Source organism: Microbacterium sp. ARD32, assembly GCF_031844385.1.
Taxonomy (GTDB): Bacteria; Actinomycetota; Actinomycetes; order Actinomycetales; family Microbacteriaceae; genus Microbacterium.
In genome coordinates this window covers 648,024-662,469 of record NZ_JAUZVD010000001.1, presented here as the reverse complement: position 1 = coordinate 662,469, position 14,446 = coordinate 648,024, and the positions used below count along the sequence as shown (strand labels likewise).

16 protein-coding genes are annotated in these 14,446 nt (G+C 70.4%); 4 read left to right on the top strand and 12 right to left on the bottom strand.

Annotated features, from left to right (window positions below; all coding sequences use genetic code 11):
- Nucleotides 1-9: 9 nt before the first annotated feature.
- The 7 genes from Q9R19_RS03035 to Q9R19_RS03005 form a co-directional block, all read right to left on the bottom strand.
- A complete protein-coding gene (locus tag Q9R19_RS03035; protein ID WP_311254866.1) occupies nucleotides 10-543 on the bottom strand; it encodes a DUF501 domain-containing protein in 534 nt (177 codons plus the stop codon).
- Between the two features lie 46 nt (nucleotides 544-589).
- Nucleotides 590-1,141 carry a septum formation initiator family protein gene (locus tag Q9R19_RS03030; protein ID WP_311254865.1) on the bottom strand — a complete coding sequence of 184 codons (552 nt, stop codon included), beginning with the start codon at nucleotides 1,139-1,141 and terminating at the stop codon, nucleotides 590-592.
- A 44-nt stretch (nucleotides 1,142-1,185) separates the two neighbouring features.
- Complete coding sequence (gene eno / locus Q9R19_RS03025; RefSeq protein WP_311254864.1) at nucleotides 1,186-2,466, bottom strand: phosphopyruvate hydratase; 1,281 nt, start codon at nucleotides 2,464-2,466, stop codon at nucleotides 1,186-1,188.
- 124 nt (nucleotides 2,467-2,590) lie between these two features.
- Nucleotides 2,591-3,250 carry an O-methyltransferase gene (locus Q9R19_RS03020; protein WP_311254863.1) on the bottom strand — a complete coding sequence of 220 codons (660 nt, stop codon included), beginning with the start codon at nucleotides 3,248-3,250 and terminating at the stop codon, nucleotides 2,591-2,593.
- Nucleotides 3,251-3,386: 136 nt separating this feature from the next.
- Nucleotides 3,387-4,322, bottom strand: a complete 936-nt coding sequence (locus Q9R19_RS03015) for a CPBP family intramembrane glutamic endopeptidase (protein WP_311254862.1) — start codon at nucleotides 4,320-4,322, stop codon at nucleotides 3,387-3,389.
- 43 nt (nucleotides 4,323-4,365) lie between these two features.
- A complete protein-coding gene (locus tag Q9R19_RS03010; RefSeq protein ID WP_311254861.1) occupies nucleotides 4,366-5,388 on the bottom strand; it encodes a hypothetical protein in 1,023 nt (340 codons plus the stop codon).
- Nucleotides 5,385-5,735 carry a GntR family transcriptional regulator gene (locus tag Q9R19_RS03005; RefSeq protein WP_311254860.1) on the bottom strand — a complete coding sequence of 117 codons (351 nt, stop codon included), beginning with the start codon at nucleotides 5,733-5,735 and terminating at the stop codon, nucleotides 5,385-5,387. Before Q9R19_RS03005 ends, Q9R19_RS03010 begins: the two co-directional genes overlap by 4 nt.
- Nucleotides 5,736-5,829: 94 nt before the next feature.
- Between Q9R19_RS03005 and Q9R19_RS03000 the strand changes: the two genes are divergently transcribed.
- Complete coding sequence (locus Q9R19_RS03000) at nucleotides 5,830-6,303, top strand: DUF4442 domain-containing protein (RefSeq protein WP_311254859.1); 474 nt, start codon at nucleotides 5,830-5,832, stop codon at nucleotides 6,301-6,303.
- Nucleotides 6,304-6,316: 13 nt separating this feature from the next.
- Here the strand turns inward: Q9R19_RS03000 and Q9R19_RS02995 are convergent, their stop codons facing one another.
- The 3 genes from Q9R19_RS02995 to hisS form a co-directional block, all read right to left on the bottom strand.
- Complete coding sequence (locus tag Q9R19_RS02995; protein WP_311254858.1) at nucleotides 6,317-6,859, bottom strand: hypothetical protein; 543 nt, start codon at nucleotides 6,857-6,859, stop codon at nucleotides 6,317-6,319.
- Nucleotides 6,856-7,101, bottom strand: coding sequence for a hypothetical protein (locus Q9R19_RS02990; RefSeq protein ID WP_311254857.1), 246 nt, complete (start codon nucleotides 7,099-7,101; stop codon nucleotides 6,856-6,858). Before Q9R19_RS02990 ends, Q9R19_RS02995 begins: the two co-directional genes overlap by 4 nt.
- 167 nt (nucleotides 7,102-7,268) lie before the next feature.
- Nucleotides 7,269-8,528: a histidine--tRNA ligase gene (gene hisS, locus Q9R19_RS02985; protein ID WP_311255856.1), complete on the bottom strand. Its 1,260-nt coding sequence runs from the start codon at nucleotides 8,526-8,528 to the stop codon at nucleotides 7,269-7,271.
- Between the two features lie 98 nt (nucleotides 8,529-8,626).
- Here hisS and Q9R19_RS02980 point away from each other — a divergent pair, with 98 nt between their 5' ends.
- Both Q9R19_RS02980 and Q9R19_RS02975 read left to right on the top strand, forming a co-directional pair.
- On the top strand, nucleotides 8,627-9,136 hold the full coding sequence (locus Q9R19_RS02980; RefSeq protein WP_311254856.1) for a DUF2087 domain-containing protein: 510 nt from the start codon (nucleotides 8,627-8,629) through the stop codon (nucleotides 9,134-9,136).
- The gene (locus Q9R19_RS02975; RefSeq protein ID WP_311254855.1) at nucleotides 9,127-9,564 is read left to right on the top strand and encodes a hypothetical protein; all 438 of its coding nucleotides are present in this window, start codon (nucleotides 9,127-9,129) and stop codon (nucleotides 9,562-9,564) included. Before Q9R19_RS02980 ends, Q9R19_RS02975 begins: the two co-directional genes overlap by 10 nt.
- A gap of 178 nt (nucleotides 9,565-9,742) precedes the next feature.
- Here the strand turns inward: Q9R19_RS02975 and Q9R19_RS02970 are convergent, their stop codons facing one another.
- On the bottom strand, nucleotides 9,743-10,351 hold the full coding sequence (locus Q9R19_RS02970) for a MazG nucleotide pyrophosphohydrolase domain-containing protein (protein ID WP_311255855.1): 609 nt from the start codon (nucleotides 10,349-10,351) through the stop codon (nucleotides 9,743-9,745).
- A gap of 70 nt (nucleotides 10,352-10,421) precedes the next feature.
- Nucleotides 10,422-11,585: a Na+/H+ antiporter NhaA gene (locus Q9R19_RS02965; RefSeq protein WP_311254854.1), complete on the bottom strand. Its 1,164-nt coding sequence runs from the start codon at nucleotides 11,583-11,585 to the stop codon at nucleotides 10,422-10,424.
- 102 nt (nucleotides 11,586-11,687) lie between these two features.
- On the opposite strand from Q9R19_RS02965, the gene Q9R19_RS02960 reads away from it, so the two are divergent.
- Nucleotides 11,688-14,354, top strand: coding sequence for a phosphoenolpyruvate carboxylase (locus Q9R19_RS02960; RefSeq protein WP_311254853.1), 2,667 nt, complete (start codon nucleotides 11,688-11,690; stop codon nucleotides 14,352-14,354).
- Nucleotides 14,355-14,446 lie beyond the last annotated feature (92 nt).

Below are 14,446 nucleotides of genomic sequence, written 5' to 3'. Positions count from 1 at the left end.
GACGGCGGATCATCCTGCCGCGCTCGTCTCTGACGCCGCACCGGGATGGGCGCACGCGCACCGCTCCGGCGACCAGCCGGAGCGCGCCAGCGCGGCGTCGCCGATCGGGTTGACGCCGGGACCGGCGGCGAGTGCGTGCCCCGCGAGCGCGTGCAGGCACTTCACCCGGGTGGGCATGCCGCCGGCGGACACGTCGGCGATCTCGGGGACGTCGCCGAATCGTCCGCGATCGGCGAGGTACGCGCGGTGCGCGGCGGCGTACGCGGCGGCGACGTCCTCATCGTCGAGCATCTCGGCGAGCTCGGGCATGACGTGCTCGGCCTCGAGCGTGGACATCGCCACCGTGGCAGCCGGGTGCGTCAGGTAGTAGAAGGTGGGGAACGGCGATCCGTCCGCCAGCCGGGGCGCCGTGGCGACGACGGTCGGGTTGCCGCACACGCAGCGCGCGGCGATGCCGACGACGCCGCGAGCCCGCCTGCCGAGCTGGGCCGACACGACGGAGATCTCAGCGGCGGTCGGCGTCTCGAAGGGCGGGGTCGTCACCCTTCCAGACTACGCGGCGGGACCTGTGCGATGGCTCGGCGCGCGGTCAGTCCGCGGGCGACGCGACCGCGTTCTTCGCCAGCCCCGCGGAGGTCAGGCTGCGCAGCAGCTGCGGCATCCAATCCGACGGACGCTCCTGGATCTTCTCGCTGACCTGATGCTGCTCGGGCGGGATGTCGGCGGGGTCCAGATCGTTGTCGACCAGGTAGATCACCTCGCCGGGTTTGACGTAGTACAGCCGCTCGCGCGCCTGCGTGGTGATGTAGGCGGGATCCGACCAGCGGGTGCGCTCCTGCTCGAGCGCGGCGATCTGGTCCTTGGTGAGCTGCACGGACTGCTCGAGCGCCGCGATCTTCTGCCGCTGGTCCAGGTAGGTGCCGATCGACGGGACGAGCACCCACGTTCCGAGCACGACGAGCGAGAGCATGATCACGGCGAAGCCGGAGAGGCGGATGCCGCCGGCCCACTCCCGCACATCGACGCGGCGCGAGCGCTCCGCGGAACGCGCGGCGCGCGGCTCGGCAGGTCCGCGCGCGCCCTGTGAGTCGCCGGATGCCCTGGCCGGGGACGGCGAAGGGGGAGCCGGACGTCTCGCCATGGCTCCCCCTTCGTCGTACGGTTCGTGCTGTCGCGCTCCCGGGTTCAGCCCTTGAAGCGCGGGAAGGCGGAGCGGCCGGCGAACACCGCGGCGTCGCCCAGCTCCTCCTCGATGCGCAGAAGCTGATTGTACTTCGCCACCCGCTCGCTGCGGGCGGGCGCGCCGCTCTTGATCTGGCCGGAGTTCACGGCGACGACCAGGTCGGCGATGGTGGTGTCCTCGGTCTCGCCCGAGCGGTGCGAGAGCATGGTGGTGTATCCCGAGCGGTGCGCGAGTTTGATCGCGTCCAGCGTCTCGGACAGGGTGCCGATCTGGTTCACCTTGACCAGCAGCGAGTTCGCCACGCCGAGGTCGATGCCCTTCTGCAGGCGCTCGGGGTTGGTGACGAACAGGTCGTCGCCGACCAGCTGGATCTGCGATCCGAGCTTCTCGGTGAGGGCCTTCCAGCCGTCCCAGTCGTCCTCGGCGAGCGCGTCCTCGATCGTGACGATCGGGAAGTCGGCGGCCAGGCCCACGTAGTAGTCGGTGAGGGATGCGGCGTCCCAGTCCTTGCCGTCGAGGCGGTACACGCCGTCGTTGAAGAACTCGGTGGCGGCAGCATCCAGGCCCAGCGCGATCTCGGTGCCCGGGGTGAAGCCGGCCTTCTCGATCGCCTTGACGAGGAACTCCAGGCCCTCGCGGTTGCTGGGCAGGTCAGGGGCGAAGCCGCCCTCGTCGCCCAGGCCGGTGGCGAAGCCGGCGGCCTTCAGCTCGCCCTTGAGCACGTGGTACACCTCGGTGCCCCAGCGCAGCGCCTCGGAGAACGTGTCGGCGCCGATCGGTGCGAGGAAGAACTCCTGCATGTCGATGCCGTTGTCGGCGTGCGATCCGCCGTTGATGACGTTGAACAGCGGCACGGGCAGCAGGTGGGCGTTCGGTCCGCCCAGGTAGCGGAACAGCGGCAGGTCGGCCGAGTCGGCTGCGGCCTTTGCCACGGCCAGGCTGACGCCGAGGATGGCGTTCGCGCCGACGCGCTTCTTGTTCTCGGTGCCGTCGACGTCGATCAGGATCTCGTCGATCACGCGCTGCTCGCTGGCCTCCACGCCCTCGATGGCCGGGCCGAGCTCGTCGATGACCGCCTCGACCGCCTTGAGCACGCCCTTGCCGCCGTAGCGGCCCTTGTCGCCGTCGCGCAGTTCGTACGCCTCGAAGGCGCCGGTGGATGCACCCGAGGGGACAGCCGCCCGCTGCACGATGCCGTCGTCGAGGAGCACCTCCACCTCGACGGTCGGGTTTCCGCGCGAGTCAAGGATCTCGCGTGCGCCTACAGCCTCGATAAGTGCCACAGATGTGCTCCTTCGAAAGGGAGAAAAGGGTGGTGGAGCGACGTCGGTCCTCGGCCAGTCTAGCCAACCGGCATCCGGCGTTTCAGATGATCTCCGCTCGCGCGCGCGAAGGGGCGGAGGCCGATCACACGACGACCGCGAGAGCGAAGCCGTCCCAGCCCTTCGCGCCCACCGTCTGCAGGGCCGTCGCGTCGAACCGCGGGTCCTCCCCCAGCATCCGCAGTCCGTCGCGCGTGCCGATCACGCGCGGGTCGGTCGTGTCGTCGTTCGCGATCTCGCCCTCGCGTCCGATGTTGTCGACCACGACGACCGTGCCCGGATGCCCGAGCCTCGCCGCCCAGTCGAGGTAGATCGTGTTCGACTCCTTGTCCGCATCGATGAAGACCAGGTCGAATCCGCCGACGAGGGTCGGAAGCACGTCTGCCGCGCGTCCGACCCGGATGTCGATCCGCTCTCCCACCCCGGCCGCATCGATGCTCCGGCGGGCGACGTCGGCGTGGGCGGCCTCCGCCTCGATCGTGACCACTCGGCCCTGCTCGCCCACGCCGCGGGCCATCCAGATCGTGGAATAGCCGCCCAGCGTGCCGATCTCCAGCACGCGCCGCGCGCCCGCGATCCGCACCAGCAGGTTCAGCAGCTTGCCCGCGACCGGGGCCACCTCGATCGCGGGCAGATCAGCCGCCCGCTGCGCGGACAGGGCCGCCGCGAGAGCGGGATCGTGGTCGACGAGCGTATCGGCGAGGAAGTCGTCTGCGGCCCGCCAGGCCGCCGGGGTGGAGTCCATGCGCCCAGCCAACCCCGAGGCCCCGACGCGGTCAAGTCTCCCGTGCACGGAGAACCCAGACATCCTCGGCGGGTCGCGCACAGGAAGCCCGCGACGCGCCGGTCGGATGCTGAACGGTCTGGGTTTTCCGATCGAGTCAAGCGGCCGTGGGGCGCGGCTGGGCGAGCGCGGGCTGACGGCGGAACTGACCGGTCAGCAGCAGGATGACCGCCACGACGGCGCAGACGATCCAGCCCGACACGCCCAGCGCGATCGTGAGCGCCGGGTCCGGCTGCGTGCCCGCCGCGAAGAGCAGCATGGGAAGGCCCATGGAGGCGTTCATCGCCCCGTGCGCGAACACCGCTGGCCAGATCGACCCGGACCGCAGCCGCAGGAAGCCGAGCAGCACGCCCCAGGCGATGCATCCACCCGTCATCAGCAGCACCCCGGTGAGGTCGGCACGCCCGAAGTTGTAGCCGAGCAGAATGACCGGCGCGTGCCACAGCCCCCAGATCGCCCCGCTGACCAGCAGCGCCGTCCAGGTTCCGTACTGCCGCAGCGCGGGCACCAGGAAGCCGCGCCAGCCCAGCTCCTCGCCGAACGCGGCGAGCGCGTTGACGGTGATGGCCGCGAACGGCATCATGATCAGCTGACCCAGGACCAGCACGCCGAGCGGGGGAAGCGCCTGCCCGCTGGCAGCGACGGCGGGGTTGGCCTGCAGGATCTGCCCGTAACCGGAGAAGCCGACCAGGTCGAGCGTGATCCAGCCGCACAGCGAGGCGACCGCGAGCGACAGGATCACGACCGCGAACGCCCCGAACACGGCGATCACGCTCGTCCAGATCACCCGCTTCGCAGGGCGCAGCGGCCACATCCCGAGAAATCGCAGCCGCTGCCCCTGGGGAACCGGGCGCAGCGCGAGCATGACGATCAGCACGGCGGCCGCCGGCGTGTACATCATCACCGGCAGCAGCAGACCGGCGCCCGGCGTGGCCAGCCCGTCGCCCAGCCACAGCGGCAGAGCGACCAGCCAGGCCAGCCCCACCGCCAGCACGACGTAGGCGATGGTGGCGAGCGGGCGGATGCGGATCATGATCGTCTCCTCTGATTCATCGGTGATCGGTTGACGCCACTGCTCAATCGCGCCCCGCGTGCGCGCGCAGCGTCTCGAGCGTGGCGGCGGCGGCGGAGGCTCCGTCGACGGTGACGACGAAGACGCGCCCGTCCGTCTGCGTCACCTGCAGCGCCGCTCCGGCGCGCAGGACGACGCCGCGCCTCCCGTCCAGGGCGAGTCGCCACCCCCAGCCGCCGAATTCGCGGAACGGGTCCAGCTGCACGGTCTCGACCCTGTCGATGCGATCCAGCGGGATGCGCGTGTCGGGCCAGCCCAGCAGTGAGCGCACGCGAAGGCCGTCGGCGTTCACCCGCACGCGGAAGACGAGCATGGCCCCGATCGTCAGTGCCAGGACGATCGTGACGATCAGGAGCATCCAGGACCCGTCCTCACCGAGCGCAAGGAAGAACACGGTCGTCAGTGCGAGCAGCGCGAGTGCGGCGATGAGCACGATCACGCCGCTGCGCGCCATCGTCGCCGTGCCGAACCAGGCGGCGCGCTGCGTGGCCGTCAGGGTGATGCTGCCTGCCGGCGCAGCCTCCGTCGTGGTCGCCGGACTCGGCGGCTGCACGAACCAGCCGAGCACGGCGAGCGCGCCCATCACGATGAATCCGATGAGGGTCGGGATGCCGATGCCGGGAGTCTGCGCCGCATCCGGAAGTCCGCGCTGGATCCAGGCGCCGGAGACGCCGATGATCGCGATCAGCGCGGCCAGCCCCAGATTGAGCGCCCCGATGAACCGCGTGGTCGAGGACCACGGCCCGATCGCCGGTGCGGCGCTGCTCTGCGGCAGGCGGTGCGCGAACACCGCGAGCAGCGCGGTCATGGCGATCACCGCGGCGCCGATGCCGAGCACCAGCGGGATGTACGCCCCCTTCGACGCGAAGCCGTTGACGCCGTCATCGCCCCAGTGGATCGCCATGGGGTCGGGCAGCAGCGGCATCCAGGCGAGGATGGCGACCGCGGCCGCGACGAGCAGCGCCATCGGTGCGATCAGTCCCACCCAGACGAAGGCGGTGCGGCTGCGGCGGACGTCGTTGTTCATGACGTGGTCTCCTTCACGAGTGCGGCGAGTGCGGCCGGGCTGACGCCGACGGCGGCGGCTCGGGCGACGAGGGCGTGGATGTCGTGTGCGAGATCGACCAGGGGCCCGGCGGATGCCGAGATCACCGCTCCCCTGCCACGACGCAGATCGATCAGTCCTTCGTCGCGCAACTGCTGGTAGGCGCGCAGCACGGTGTGCACATTGATGTCGAGCGCGGCGGCCACTTCGCGGGCGGGCGGCAGCCGATCGCCTGGAACCAGCTGCCCGGCGAGGATGTCCGATCGCACCGAGGCCGCCACCTGATCGAAGATGGCGGTGGTGCTGTCGCCGTCGATTCTGATGAGCACGTCACTCTCCAAATAGTTATAGAACAACTATAACTATTTTGCGGAAACCCTGCAAACAATTCGCTCGCCGGAGCGCTTCGCGGACACTTGCAGCATGAAGATCACCCCTCGGCGTCTCGCCATCGGCATGAGTCTGTGGATCCCGAACCTGTTCAGCGGCATCCGCGTGCGCCGGTTCAGCGACGACTGGACGCACGCCACCGTCGAACTGCACGTGAACCTCTTCACCCGCAACTACGTGAAGACCGCCTTCGGCGGCTCGATGTCGGCGATGACGGACCCGTACTTCTTCATGCTCGTGATGCACCAGCTGGGCCGCGACCACGTCGTCTGGGACACCCGCGGCGAGATCGAGTTCATCAAGCCCGGCCGCGGCGTGCTGACCGCCGAGTTCTCCGTGCCGAAGCAGAAGGCCGAGGAGCTGCGCGAGCGCGCCCGTGGCGGAGCGAAGGTGCTGGAGTGGTTCGAGACCGAGATCACGGATGCCGCGGGCGACACCGTCGCACGCGTGCGCCGCGAAGTGTACGTTCGCGAGAAGAAGCGCGTCACCGAGTCGCGCGCGCGGTGAATGGGCCCAAGCCTCAGGCCGACGGCTCGGCAGGCATCCCGGTGTCCCGGACCAGGTAGATCCACGGGAACGCCCGGCTGCCGACCTCCCAGCCTTCCGCGCGCTCCCTGGCCAGTGATCCTCGCCACAGGATGCGGCGATGCTGCCACTGCGTGTCCGAACGGATCAGCCGGTGGGAGAGGAGCTGCACCTCCACCGAGTGCCAGCCCTGCCGCCCGGCGAGTTCGAGCTCTGCCATCTCGTCGAAAGCCGTCACGGGTCCGAGCCAGCGCTCGCCCTGCGCCTCGACGGCATCACCCCGACCGAACCGCTGCTGCGCCGCCTGCCGGGTCATGCCCAGTTCGCCGCCGATGCGCGCCCAGCTGACGCCCGCCGCGCGGGCCGAGGCCACCGACCGCTGCAGCAGCGTGGCGATCTCGCGCTCGGCGGCGGCGCTCGAGGCGATCAGCGCCAGGAAGGCCTCGGCGTCGGGCGGCGGAGCGTCCGCCCCGTCGTCCTGCGCGAGACCCGCGTCGGCGAGCACTGCGCGCGCGATGTCGTCGGCGAGCGCGCTCATTCCGCGGAGTCCGCGCTGGGCCGCCACATCGGGCGCCCTGCGCGCCGAAGTCCGACTGCGAGGCCCCAGAAGAACGCGCCGACGAGGGCGATTCCGACACCCGCGCCGAAGGCGAGGCCTCCGACGAACCCGCTCCAGTCGAAGCCGATCGACAGGATGACGAGGACCATACCCAGGACGATGCCCGTGATGGCCCCGCCGATCATGCCGGATGTCACGTTCGATGTGCCGTGAGTGCTCATGCTGTCAATCTATGCTTGACGCGATACGGGTGTCAAGTTCGAGTTGACGTCAGCCCGGTGGCACAGATCGGGGGCCAACACGCCAGATCACGGGCGTCTTCCGCGAATCCGTCCGACAACTGGCGTGTCGGCCCCCGGAATGCAACCCGGCGAACCGCGGATGCTGCTCAGCCGAGGGGCTTCAGCTCCGCCGTGCCCGGCTGATCGCCGAGGCGCACCATCGCGAAGGACGTGTAGCCGTCAGCGGCGGAGCGCTCCAGCAGCGCCTTCAGGTTCTTCGGGCGACGCTCCAGGCGCACCCGGGCACCGTTCGCCACCAGGGCGGCCTTGTGCGCGAGCAGCTCGGGCACCGGCACGTCGCGGTCGTGCACGAGCACGATCGACTGCGCGGCATCCGCCTCCTGCTCGGCGACCAGGTCGACGATGCGCTCGAAGCCGATCGAGAAGCCGACCGCGGGCACCTGCTGGCCGAGGAACCGGCCGATCATGCCGTCGTAGCGCCCGCCACCGCCCAGCGAATAGCTCACCGAGGGGTGCGCGAGTTCGAAGATCGTGCCGGTGTAGTAGCCCATGCCGCGCACCAGGAACGGGTCGTAGACGAGCGGCGGCTCCCCGGCATCCGGGAGGGCGGCGACCACGGCCTCACCGAGGCCGACCAGGTGCGCGACCAGCTCGTCGGGCGCTCCTTCAGGCAGCGCCTTGCGGATCTGTCGCTCGCCGTAGGGGTTGTACTCGAGGGTCTGCGGACGATTGAGGAACGCTGCGAAGGCGTCGACCGCGGATGCGGTCGCACCGCGCTCGCGCAGTTCGGCGGCCACGCCGTCGGGCCCGATCTTGTCGAGCTTGTCGATCGTGATGAGCACCCCGGGGCGCTCGTCCGCCGTGAAGCCGAAGGAGTCGAGCATCCACTCCAGTGCGCGCCGGTCGTTGACCCGCACCATGCCGCCCTCGAGCCCGAGCGCGTCGATGGCGTCGAGGGATGCCACGATCAGCTCGGCCTCGGCGCGGGCGCTGTCGTCGCCCATGATGTCGATGTCGCACTGCACGAACTGGCGGTAGCGGCCCTTCTGCGGGCGCTCGGCGCGCCAGACGGGACCGATCTGGATCGAGCGGAACACCGTGGGCAGCTGACCCCGGTTGGTGGCGTAGAAGCGCGCGAGCGGAACGGTCAGGTCGTAACGCAGACCCAGGTCGCTGAGCGCCGCCGGGTCGTCGGCGGCCTCGCGGATCGCATCGGCGTCGAGCCCCCGGCGCAGGATGTTGTACGACAGCTTCTCGTTGTCGCCGCCGATGCCGGCATGCAGCCGGTCGTACTCCTCGACCACGGGGGTCTCGATCTCGTCGAAGCCGTGCGCGCGGTAGCGCTCGCGGATGACGGCGAGCACGCGCTCGCGTCGGGCCTTGTCAGCGGGGAGGAAGTCGCGCATTCCGCGCGGCGGGTTCACGTTTGCCACCCGTCCATCTTTCCAGGTCGCAGCGTGCACCGCGGAGTTTCGGTCAGGTCTCGGCTGGCATAGTGAAGGACATGCCCGAGAAGGACGTTCGCCCGATCCTCGCGGCGCTTGCGAACCCTGCCGCACGGGAGGCGTTCGCGCGAGTCGTGCTGGGCACAGCATCCGATTCTCCGGCGCGGCGCGAGGATCGTGCACTGGAGCAGCTGGCCTCCGCCGGGCTGATCACGGGGACCACGGGCGGCTGGACCGTCGACGAGGCGCACCTCCGCTCACTTCTGCAGCAGGGCGCGAAGCGCCGACCGAAAGATGGGCCCGAGCGGTTCCTCACCGCCGCGGGGCGCATCGATCGCTACCCGTCACAGCACGGCGAGCGGGACCCCTTCCTGCGATTCCTCGTACCTCGGGTGATCGGCGCGGACGAGACGCTCAGCGAGCCGGAGCTGGGGGCGAGGCTCGAGGCGCTCACCGCGGATGTCGCCCTCCTGCGCCGGATGCTCGTCGACCACGGCATCCTGGATCGCGATGCCGCCGGGACGCAGTACTGGCGCACCACAGACCGAGAGGATCGGCCGTGCCGCTGACTGTTCCCTCCGCCGATCGCTTCGCCGAATGGGTCCAGCTCGTCGAGGACTACGGCGGCCCGGAGTCGACCGAGCTCGTGGGCTCCGGATTCCACGGCAACCGGGAACCACGGATCCCCGTGCTCACCCGGGACGGCTACTCGACCTGGCTCGCGATGCTCGCCGAGGAGGCCGACGAGTCTCTTCCGTCCCACCCGGGAAGGATCAAGAGCTCGTGGTTCTGGGTTCTCGATGACGACGGCGCGTGGGTCGGGTTCCTCGCCCTCCGACGCAGTCTGAACGCCGCGCTCCTCGAAACCGGCGGGCACATCGGCTACTCGATCCGCCCTTCGCGACGCGGGGAAGGCCTCGCTGGCCGAGCACTGGCCGATGCGCTGGTCGAGGCCTCCGCGATCGGACTGGGGCGCGTGCCTGATCACCTGCGATGAGGACAATATCCCCTCGGCACGAATGATCGAGCGGAACGGCGGGATCTATCAGGACTCCCACAATGGAATGCGCCGGTACTGGGCACCGACTCACCGCTGAGCGGTTTCGAATCGCTCAAGTTGCTGCATTTCGGCGCCCGATACAGCAACTTGAGCGATTCGAAGTCGGATGATCGCCTCAGCCGGCCTCGGCGGCGCGCACCTGGTCCTCGAGCAGGCGGAGGCGCTCGCGCAGGGCGCGCTCTGCGTCCCAGCCGTTCTGGCGGGCCCGGTCGACGAGGGCGAGGAGGGCATCGCCGAGTTCGGACTCGGATGCGACGGTCGACCCTTCGACGGGCTCAGGGCCCCAGGTGTCACCGAGAGCATGTGGCGCCCGCCCGAGCACCTTCTGCGCGCGGGCCAGCGCCGGCATGCCGGCGGGTACCCCGTCCAGCACGCTGCGGCGCTCCCGCTTCTCCGCGGCCTTGGCCGCGTTCCAGTGCACGAGCACCTGTTCGGGCGTGGTCGCGACAGCATCCCCGAAGACGTGCGGATGCCGGCGCACCATCTTCTCGGTGAGGCCGCGGGCCACGTCGTCGATGTCGAACGGGTCGTCGGCGTCCTGCGCGGCGACGGCGGAGTGGAACAGCACCTGCCAGAGCAGATCTCCCAGTTCCTCGCGCAGCTCGGCACGATCGCCGGACTCGACGGCGTCGATCACCTCGTGCGACTCCTCGATCAGGTACGGCACGAGGTCCCGGTGCGTGATCCGCTGCGACCACACGCAGCGCTCCCGCACCTGTCGCATGGTCTCCGCCGCGGCGCGCAACGAATCAGGCACGTCGCGCAGCGGATCAGGGTCGGTCACGACATCCTCCTCAGGCGGTCTTCGCCAGCATCCGGTAGTGCCGTGCGCGCACCGACACGACCGCACCCGAGAGCACCAGGGCGATCAGCGATCCGCCGAGCACCCCCAGGATCGCCTCGTCGCGCACGGCGCCGTCCCCGGCGAACGCGAGGTTGGCCAGCAGCAGCGAGACCGTGAACCCGATGCCGCCGAGCACGCCGGCGGCGATCAGATCGGGAAGCACGAGAGCGGGCGCCGTTCCGCGCGGGCGCAGCTGAAGGCTCAGCCAGCCGAACAGCGTGATGCCAATGACCTTGCCGACGGGCAGGGCGACGAGGATGCCCCAGAACGCGGGCGACAGCTGCGTGGGCGACACGTGCGGGATCACGACGAAGGCGGCCACGAACGCGAACACCGGCAGGATCAGGCCGTTCACCGTCGGCTCCAGCGCATGCCGCACCCGCTCCGCGGGGACGGGTGCCATCACGAGTCCGAGCAGCACGCCGGCGATCGTCGCGTGGATGCCGGAGACCGCCATGAGGCCCCAGGCGATCACGCCGACCACGCCCATGGTCACGGCGATGCCGGAGTGCCCCGTGGCGTGCAGCCAGTGGCTGAGCGCCCAGAACACGGCGACGGCGACCACCGAGAGCCCGAACATCAGCCAGTTCACGTCGTGGGCGAACAGGACGGCGATGAAGATGATGCCGATGATGTCGTCGAGGATCGCGAGGGCGAGCAGGAACACGCGCACAGCCGCCGGCAGCCCCTTGCCGAACATGGCCAGCACGCCCAGCGCGAAGGCGATGTCGGTCGCCGTGGGAATCGGCCAGCCGACATGCGTCTCACCGCCGCCGGCGATGAGCAGGTAGACGATGATCGGCACGATGACGCCACCGGCGGCGGCGATCGCGGGCTGCACGGCCTTGTGCACCGAGTTCAGCTCGCCGTGGGTGAGCTCATGCCTCAGCTCGATCGCGACGACCAGGAAGAAGATCGCCAGGAGTCCGTCGGCCACCCATTCCTCGACCGACAGGTCGAGGGCAGTGCCGGGGATCGCGATGTGCGCCTCCAGCACCGCGGCGATCCCGTCGTGGGTGGACAGATTGGCCAGCAGCAGCCCGAGGGCCGCAGCGGCCAGAAGGAGGGCGGAGGGGAACTGCTGACCACGAAGGGGGTTTGCCGAGATGCGCATCCCCTCCATCGTAGGTCGTCGGGCTCCGCGGCCCCCGGAGACGGCATCCGATCGCCTGTCACGAAGAACGGATGCCGCGGTCGCCGGCGTTACGCTCGAAGAATGCCCCTCGAGCCGACGAACACCGAAGCCATCCGCGTCATCACCCGTTTCGAGGCCTCCAACGGCATTCCGGACAGCATGCGCGCAGACGTGCGCATGCTGGGCGGCCTGCTCGGCCAGGTGCTGCGCGAATCCGGCAGTCCCGGGCTGTTCGAGGACGTGGAGCGGCTGCGCCTGGCGACCATCCAGGCTGCCGAGGCCGATGACGATGCGTTCGAGCGGGCGGCATCCATCGCCGACTCCTTCACGATCGAGCGCGCCGACGAGGTGGCGCGCGCCTTCACCTGCTACTTCCACCTGGTCAACCTCGCCGAGGAGCACCAGCGCGTCCGCGTGCTGCGCGAGCGCGCCGGCCAGCCCGGTCGGGAGGACGCCGGCGACACCGTGGCCGGAGCGTTCGCGCAGCTGCGCCGCGAACTGGGCGATGACGAGGCGCACGAGCGGCTGGCCGACCTGCGCTTCCACCCCGTGTTCACGGCGCACCCCACCGAGGCTCGCCGACGGGCCGTGTCCGGCAGCATCCGCCGCCTGTCCGACCTGCTGACCCAGCATGACGCCGCCAGCACGGGAGGGGCCGAGCAGAAGCGCGCTCATCGGCGGATGCTGGAGGAGATCGACACGCTCTGGCGCACCGCCCCGCTGCGAGCGCAGAAGCCCTCGCCCACCGATGAGGTGCGCACGGTGATGGGCGTGTTCGACGAGACCCTGTTCACCACCGTCCCGCACGTGTACCGGCGGATCGACGACGCGCTCCGTGGCGAGGAGTCGGGCAACGGCGCCCCCCTCGTCCCGGCATTCGTGAGAGTGGGATCGTGGGTGGGCGGGGACCGCGACGGCAACCCGTTCGTCACCGCGTCCGTCACCCGCGAGGCCGCCGAGATCGCCGCCGACCACGTGCTGCGCGGGCTGGAGCGCGCCATCGAGCGGATCGGCCGTACGCTCACGCTCGATGCGGAGGTCACACCGCCCAGCACCGAGGTGATCGCGCTGTGGACGCGCTTCGAGCGGTCGCAGCCGCAGCTTGCCGCAGAGATCGCCAAGCGCTCCCCCGCGGAGCCGCACCGCCGCGCGGTGCTGTCGCTCGCGCACCGGGTGCGCGCGACCCGGCTCGGTGAGCAAGATGCCTACGCGGCTCCCGAGGAGCTGTTGACCGACCTGCGCGCGGTGCAGTCGTCGCTGGCGGATGCCGGGGCCGCGCGGCACGCGTTCGGCGGCGTGCAGCACCTGATCTGGCAGGTGGAGACCTACGGGTTCCACCTCGCCGAGCTCGAGGTGCGCCAGCACTCGCAGGTGCACGCCGAGGCTCTCGCCGAGTTGGACGCCGGCGGCGAGCTCAGCGAGCGCACTCAGGAGGTGCTTGAGGTCTTCCGCGCCGTGGCCGACATCCAGCGTCGCTACGGCCTTCGTGCCGCAGGACGCTACGTGGTCTCGTTCACCCGCTCTGCCGCCGACCTGCAGAACGTGCATCGCCTGGCCGCGTACGCCCTGGGCGATGACGCGCCGGTGCTGGACGTCGTGCCGCTGTTCGAGACCTTCGCCGATCTGCAGGCGGCACCGGGGATCATGGCCGAGGTCGTGCAGTTCCCCGAGTTCCGCTCCCGCCTGGAGGCGACCGGCAACCGGCTCGAGGTCATGCTCGGCTACTCCGACTCGTCGAAGGACGTCGGCCCTGTCGCGGCGACGCTGGCCCTGTACGACGCACAGCGCGACATCGCGCAGTGGGCGCTGGATGCCGGCATCCGCCTCACCCTCTTCCACGGCCGCGGCGGCGCCCTCGGCCGCGGCGGCGGCCCGGCCAACTCGGCGATCCTCGCCCAGCCGCCGCACTCCGTCGACGGCCGCTTCAAGCTCACCGAGCAGGGCGAGGTGATCTTCGCCCGCTACGGCGAGCCCGCCATCGCGATGCGGCACATCGACCAGGTGGCGGCCGCCACGCTGCTGGCGTCCTCTCCCACGGTCGAGCAGCGCACCAGCGGCGCCGCCGAGCGCTTCGCGCCGATCGCGGCGACCATGGACACCGCATCGCGCGAGAGGTTCTTCTCGCTGGTGGCGGCCGACGGCTTCGCCCCGTGGTTCGCGACGGTCACCCCGATGGAGGAGATCGGCCTGCTGGCGCTGGGCTCCCGCCCGGCGCGGCGCGGCCTGTCGGTGGAGTCGCTGGAGGATCTGCGCGCGATCCCGTGGGTGTTCGCGTGGACCCAGGCCCGCATCAACCTGGCCGGCTGGTTCGGCCTGGGCTCGGCGCTGCAGGCCGTCGGCGATGAGGATGCCCTGCGCGAGGCGTACCGCGAATGGCCGCTGCTGCACACCATGGTCGACAACGTCGCGATGAGCCTGGCGAAGACCGACGAGCGCATCGCCCGCGAGTACCTGCAGCTGGGCGACCGCGACGACCTCGCGGACATCGTGCTGGACGAGCTGCGGCTGACCCGCGAGTGGGTGATCCGTCTCACCGGCGGCGACGCCCTGCTGCAGAACAAGCCGATCCTGCAGCGCGCGGTGCAGCTGCGCACTCCGTACGTGGACGCGCTCTCCCTGCTGCAGCTGCGCGCCCTGCGGGCGCTGCGCACGACCGCGACCACGGAGCCGATGCCGGACGCCGACCTGCAGCGGTTGCTGCTGCTCTCGGTCAGCGGCGTCGCCGCAGGTCTGCAGAACACCGGGTGAGGCCGGGTCCGCAGGGCCTGTCGACACGATTGCTAGGGGTCCCTACCGATCGTTGTAAGGTGAAAACTCAGCCTGATCCGGCGAAGCATCCT

Excerpts from the sequence above, each read along its gene's own strand:
- hisS (WP_311255856.1), bottom strand. The coding sequence starts at position 8,528 with ATGCGCGACTTCCTCCCCGCTGACAAGGCCCGACGCGAGCGCGTGCTC.
- Q9R19_RS02980 (WP_311254856.1), top strand. The coding sequence starts at position 8,627 with ATGCCCGAGAAGGACGTTCGCCCGATCCTCGCGGCGCTTGCGAACCCT.
- Q9R19_RS02990 (WP_311254857.1), bottom strand. The coding sequence starts at position 7,101 with ATGAGCACTCACGGCACATCGAACGTGACATCCGGCATGATCGGCGGG.
- Q9R19_RS03030 (WP_311254865.1), bottom strand. The coding sequence starts at position 1,141 with ATGGCGAGACGTCCGGCTCCCCCTTCGCCGTCCCCGGCCAGGGCATCC.
- Q9R19_RS03015 (WP_311254862.1), bottom strand. The coding sequence starts at position 4,322 with ATGATCCGCATCCGCCCGCTCGCCACCATCGCCTACGTCGTGCTGGCG.
- Q9R19_RS03010 (WP_311254861.1), bottom strand. The coding sequence starts at position 5,388 with ATGAACAACGACGTCCGCCGCAGCCGCACCGCCTTCGTCTGGGTGGGA.
- Q9R19_RS03000 (WP_311254859.1), top strand. The coding sequence starts at position 5,830 with ATGAAGATCACCCCTCGGCGTCTCGCCATCGGCATGAGTCTGTGGATC.
- Q9R19_RS02970 (WP_311255855.1), bottom strand. The coding sequence starts at position 10,351 with ATGCGACAGGTGCGGGAGCGCTGCGTGTGGTCGCAGCGGATCACGCAC.
- Q9R19_RS02960 (WP_311254853.1), top strand. The coding sequence starts at position 11,688 with ATGCCCCTCGAGCCGACGAACACCGAAGCCATCCGCGTCATCACCCGT.
- Q9R19_RS02965 (WP_311254854.1), bottom strand. The coding sequence starts at position 11,585 with ATGCGCATCTCGGCAAACCCCCTTCGTGGTCAGCAGTTCCCCTCCGCC.
- Q9R19_RS03020 (WP_311254863.1), bottom strand. The coding sequence starts at position 3,250 with ATGGACTCCACCCCGGCGGCCTGGCGGGCCGCAGACGACTTCCTCGCC.
- Q9R19_RS02995 (WP_311254858.1), bottom strand. The coding sequence starts at position 6,859 with ATGAGCGCGCTCGCCGACGACATCGCGCGCGCAGTGCTCGCCGACGCG.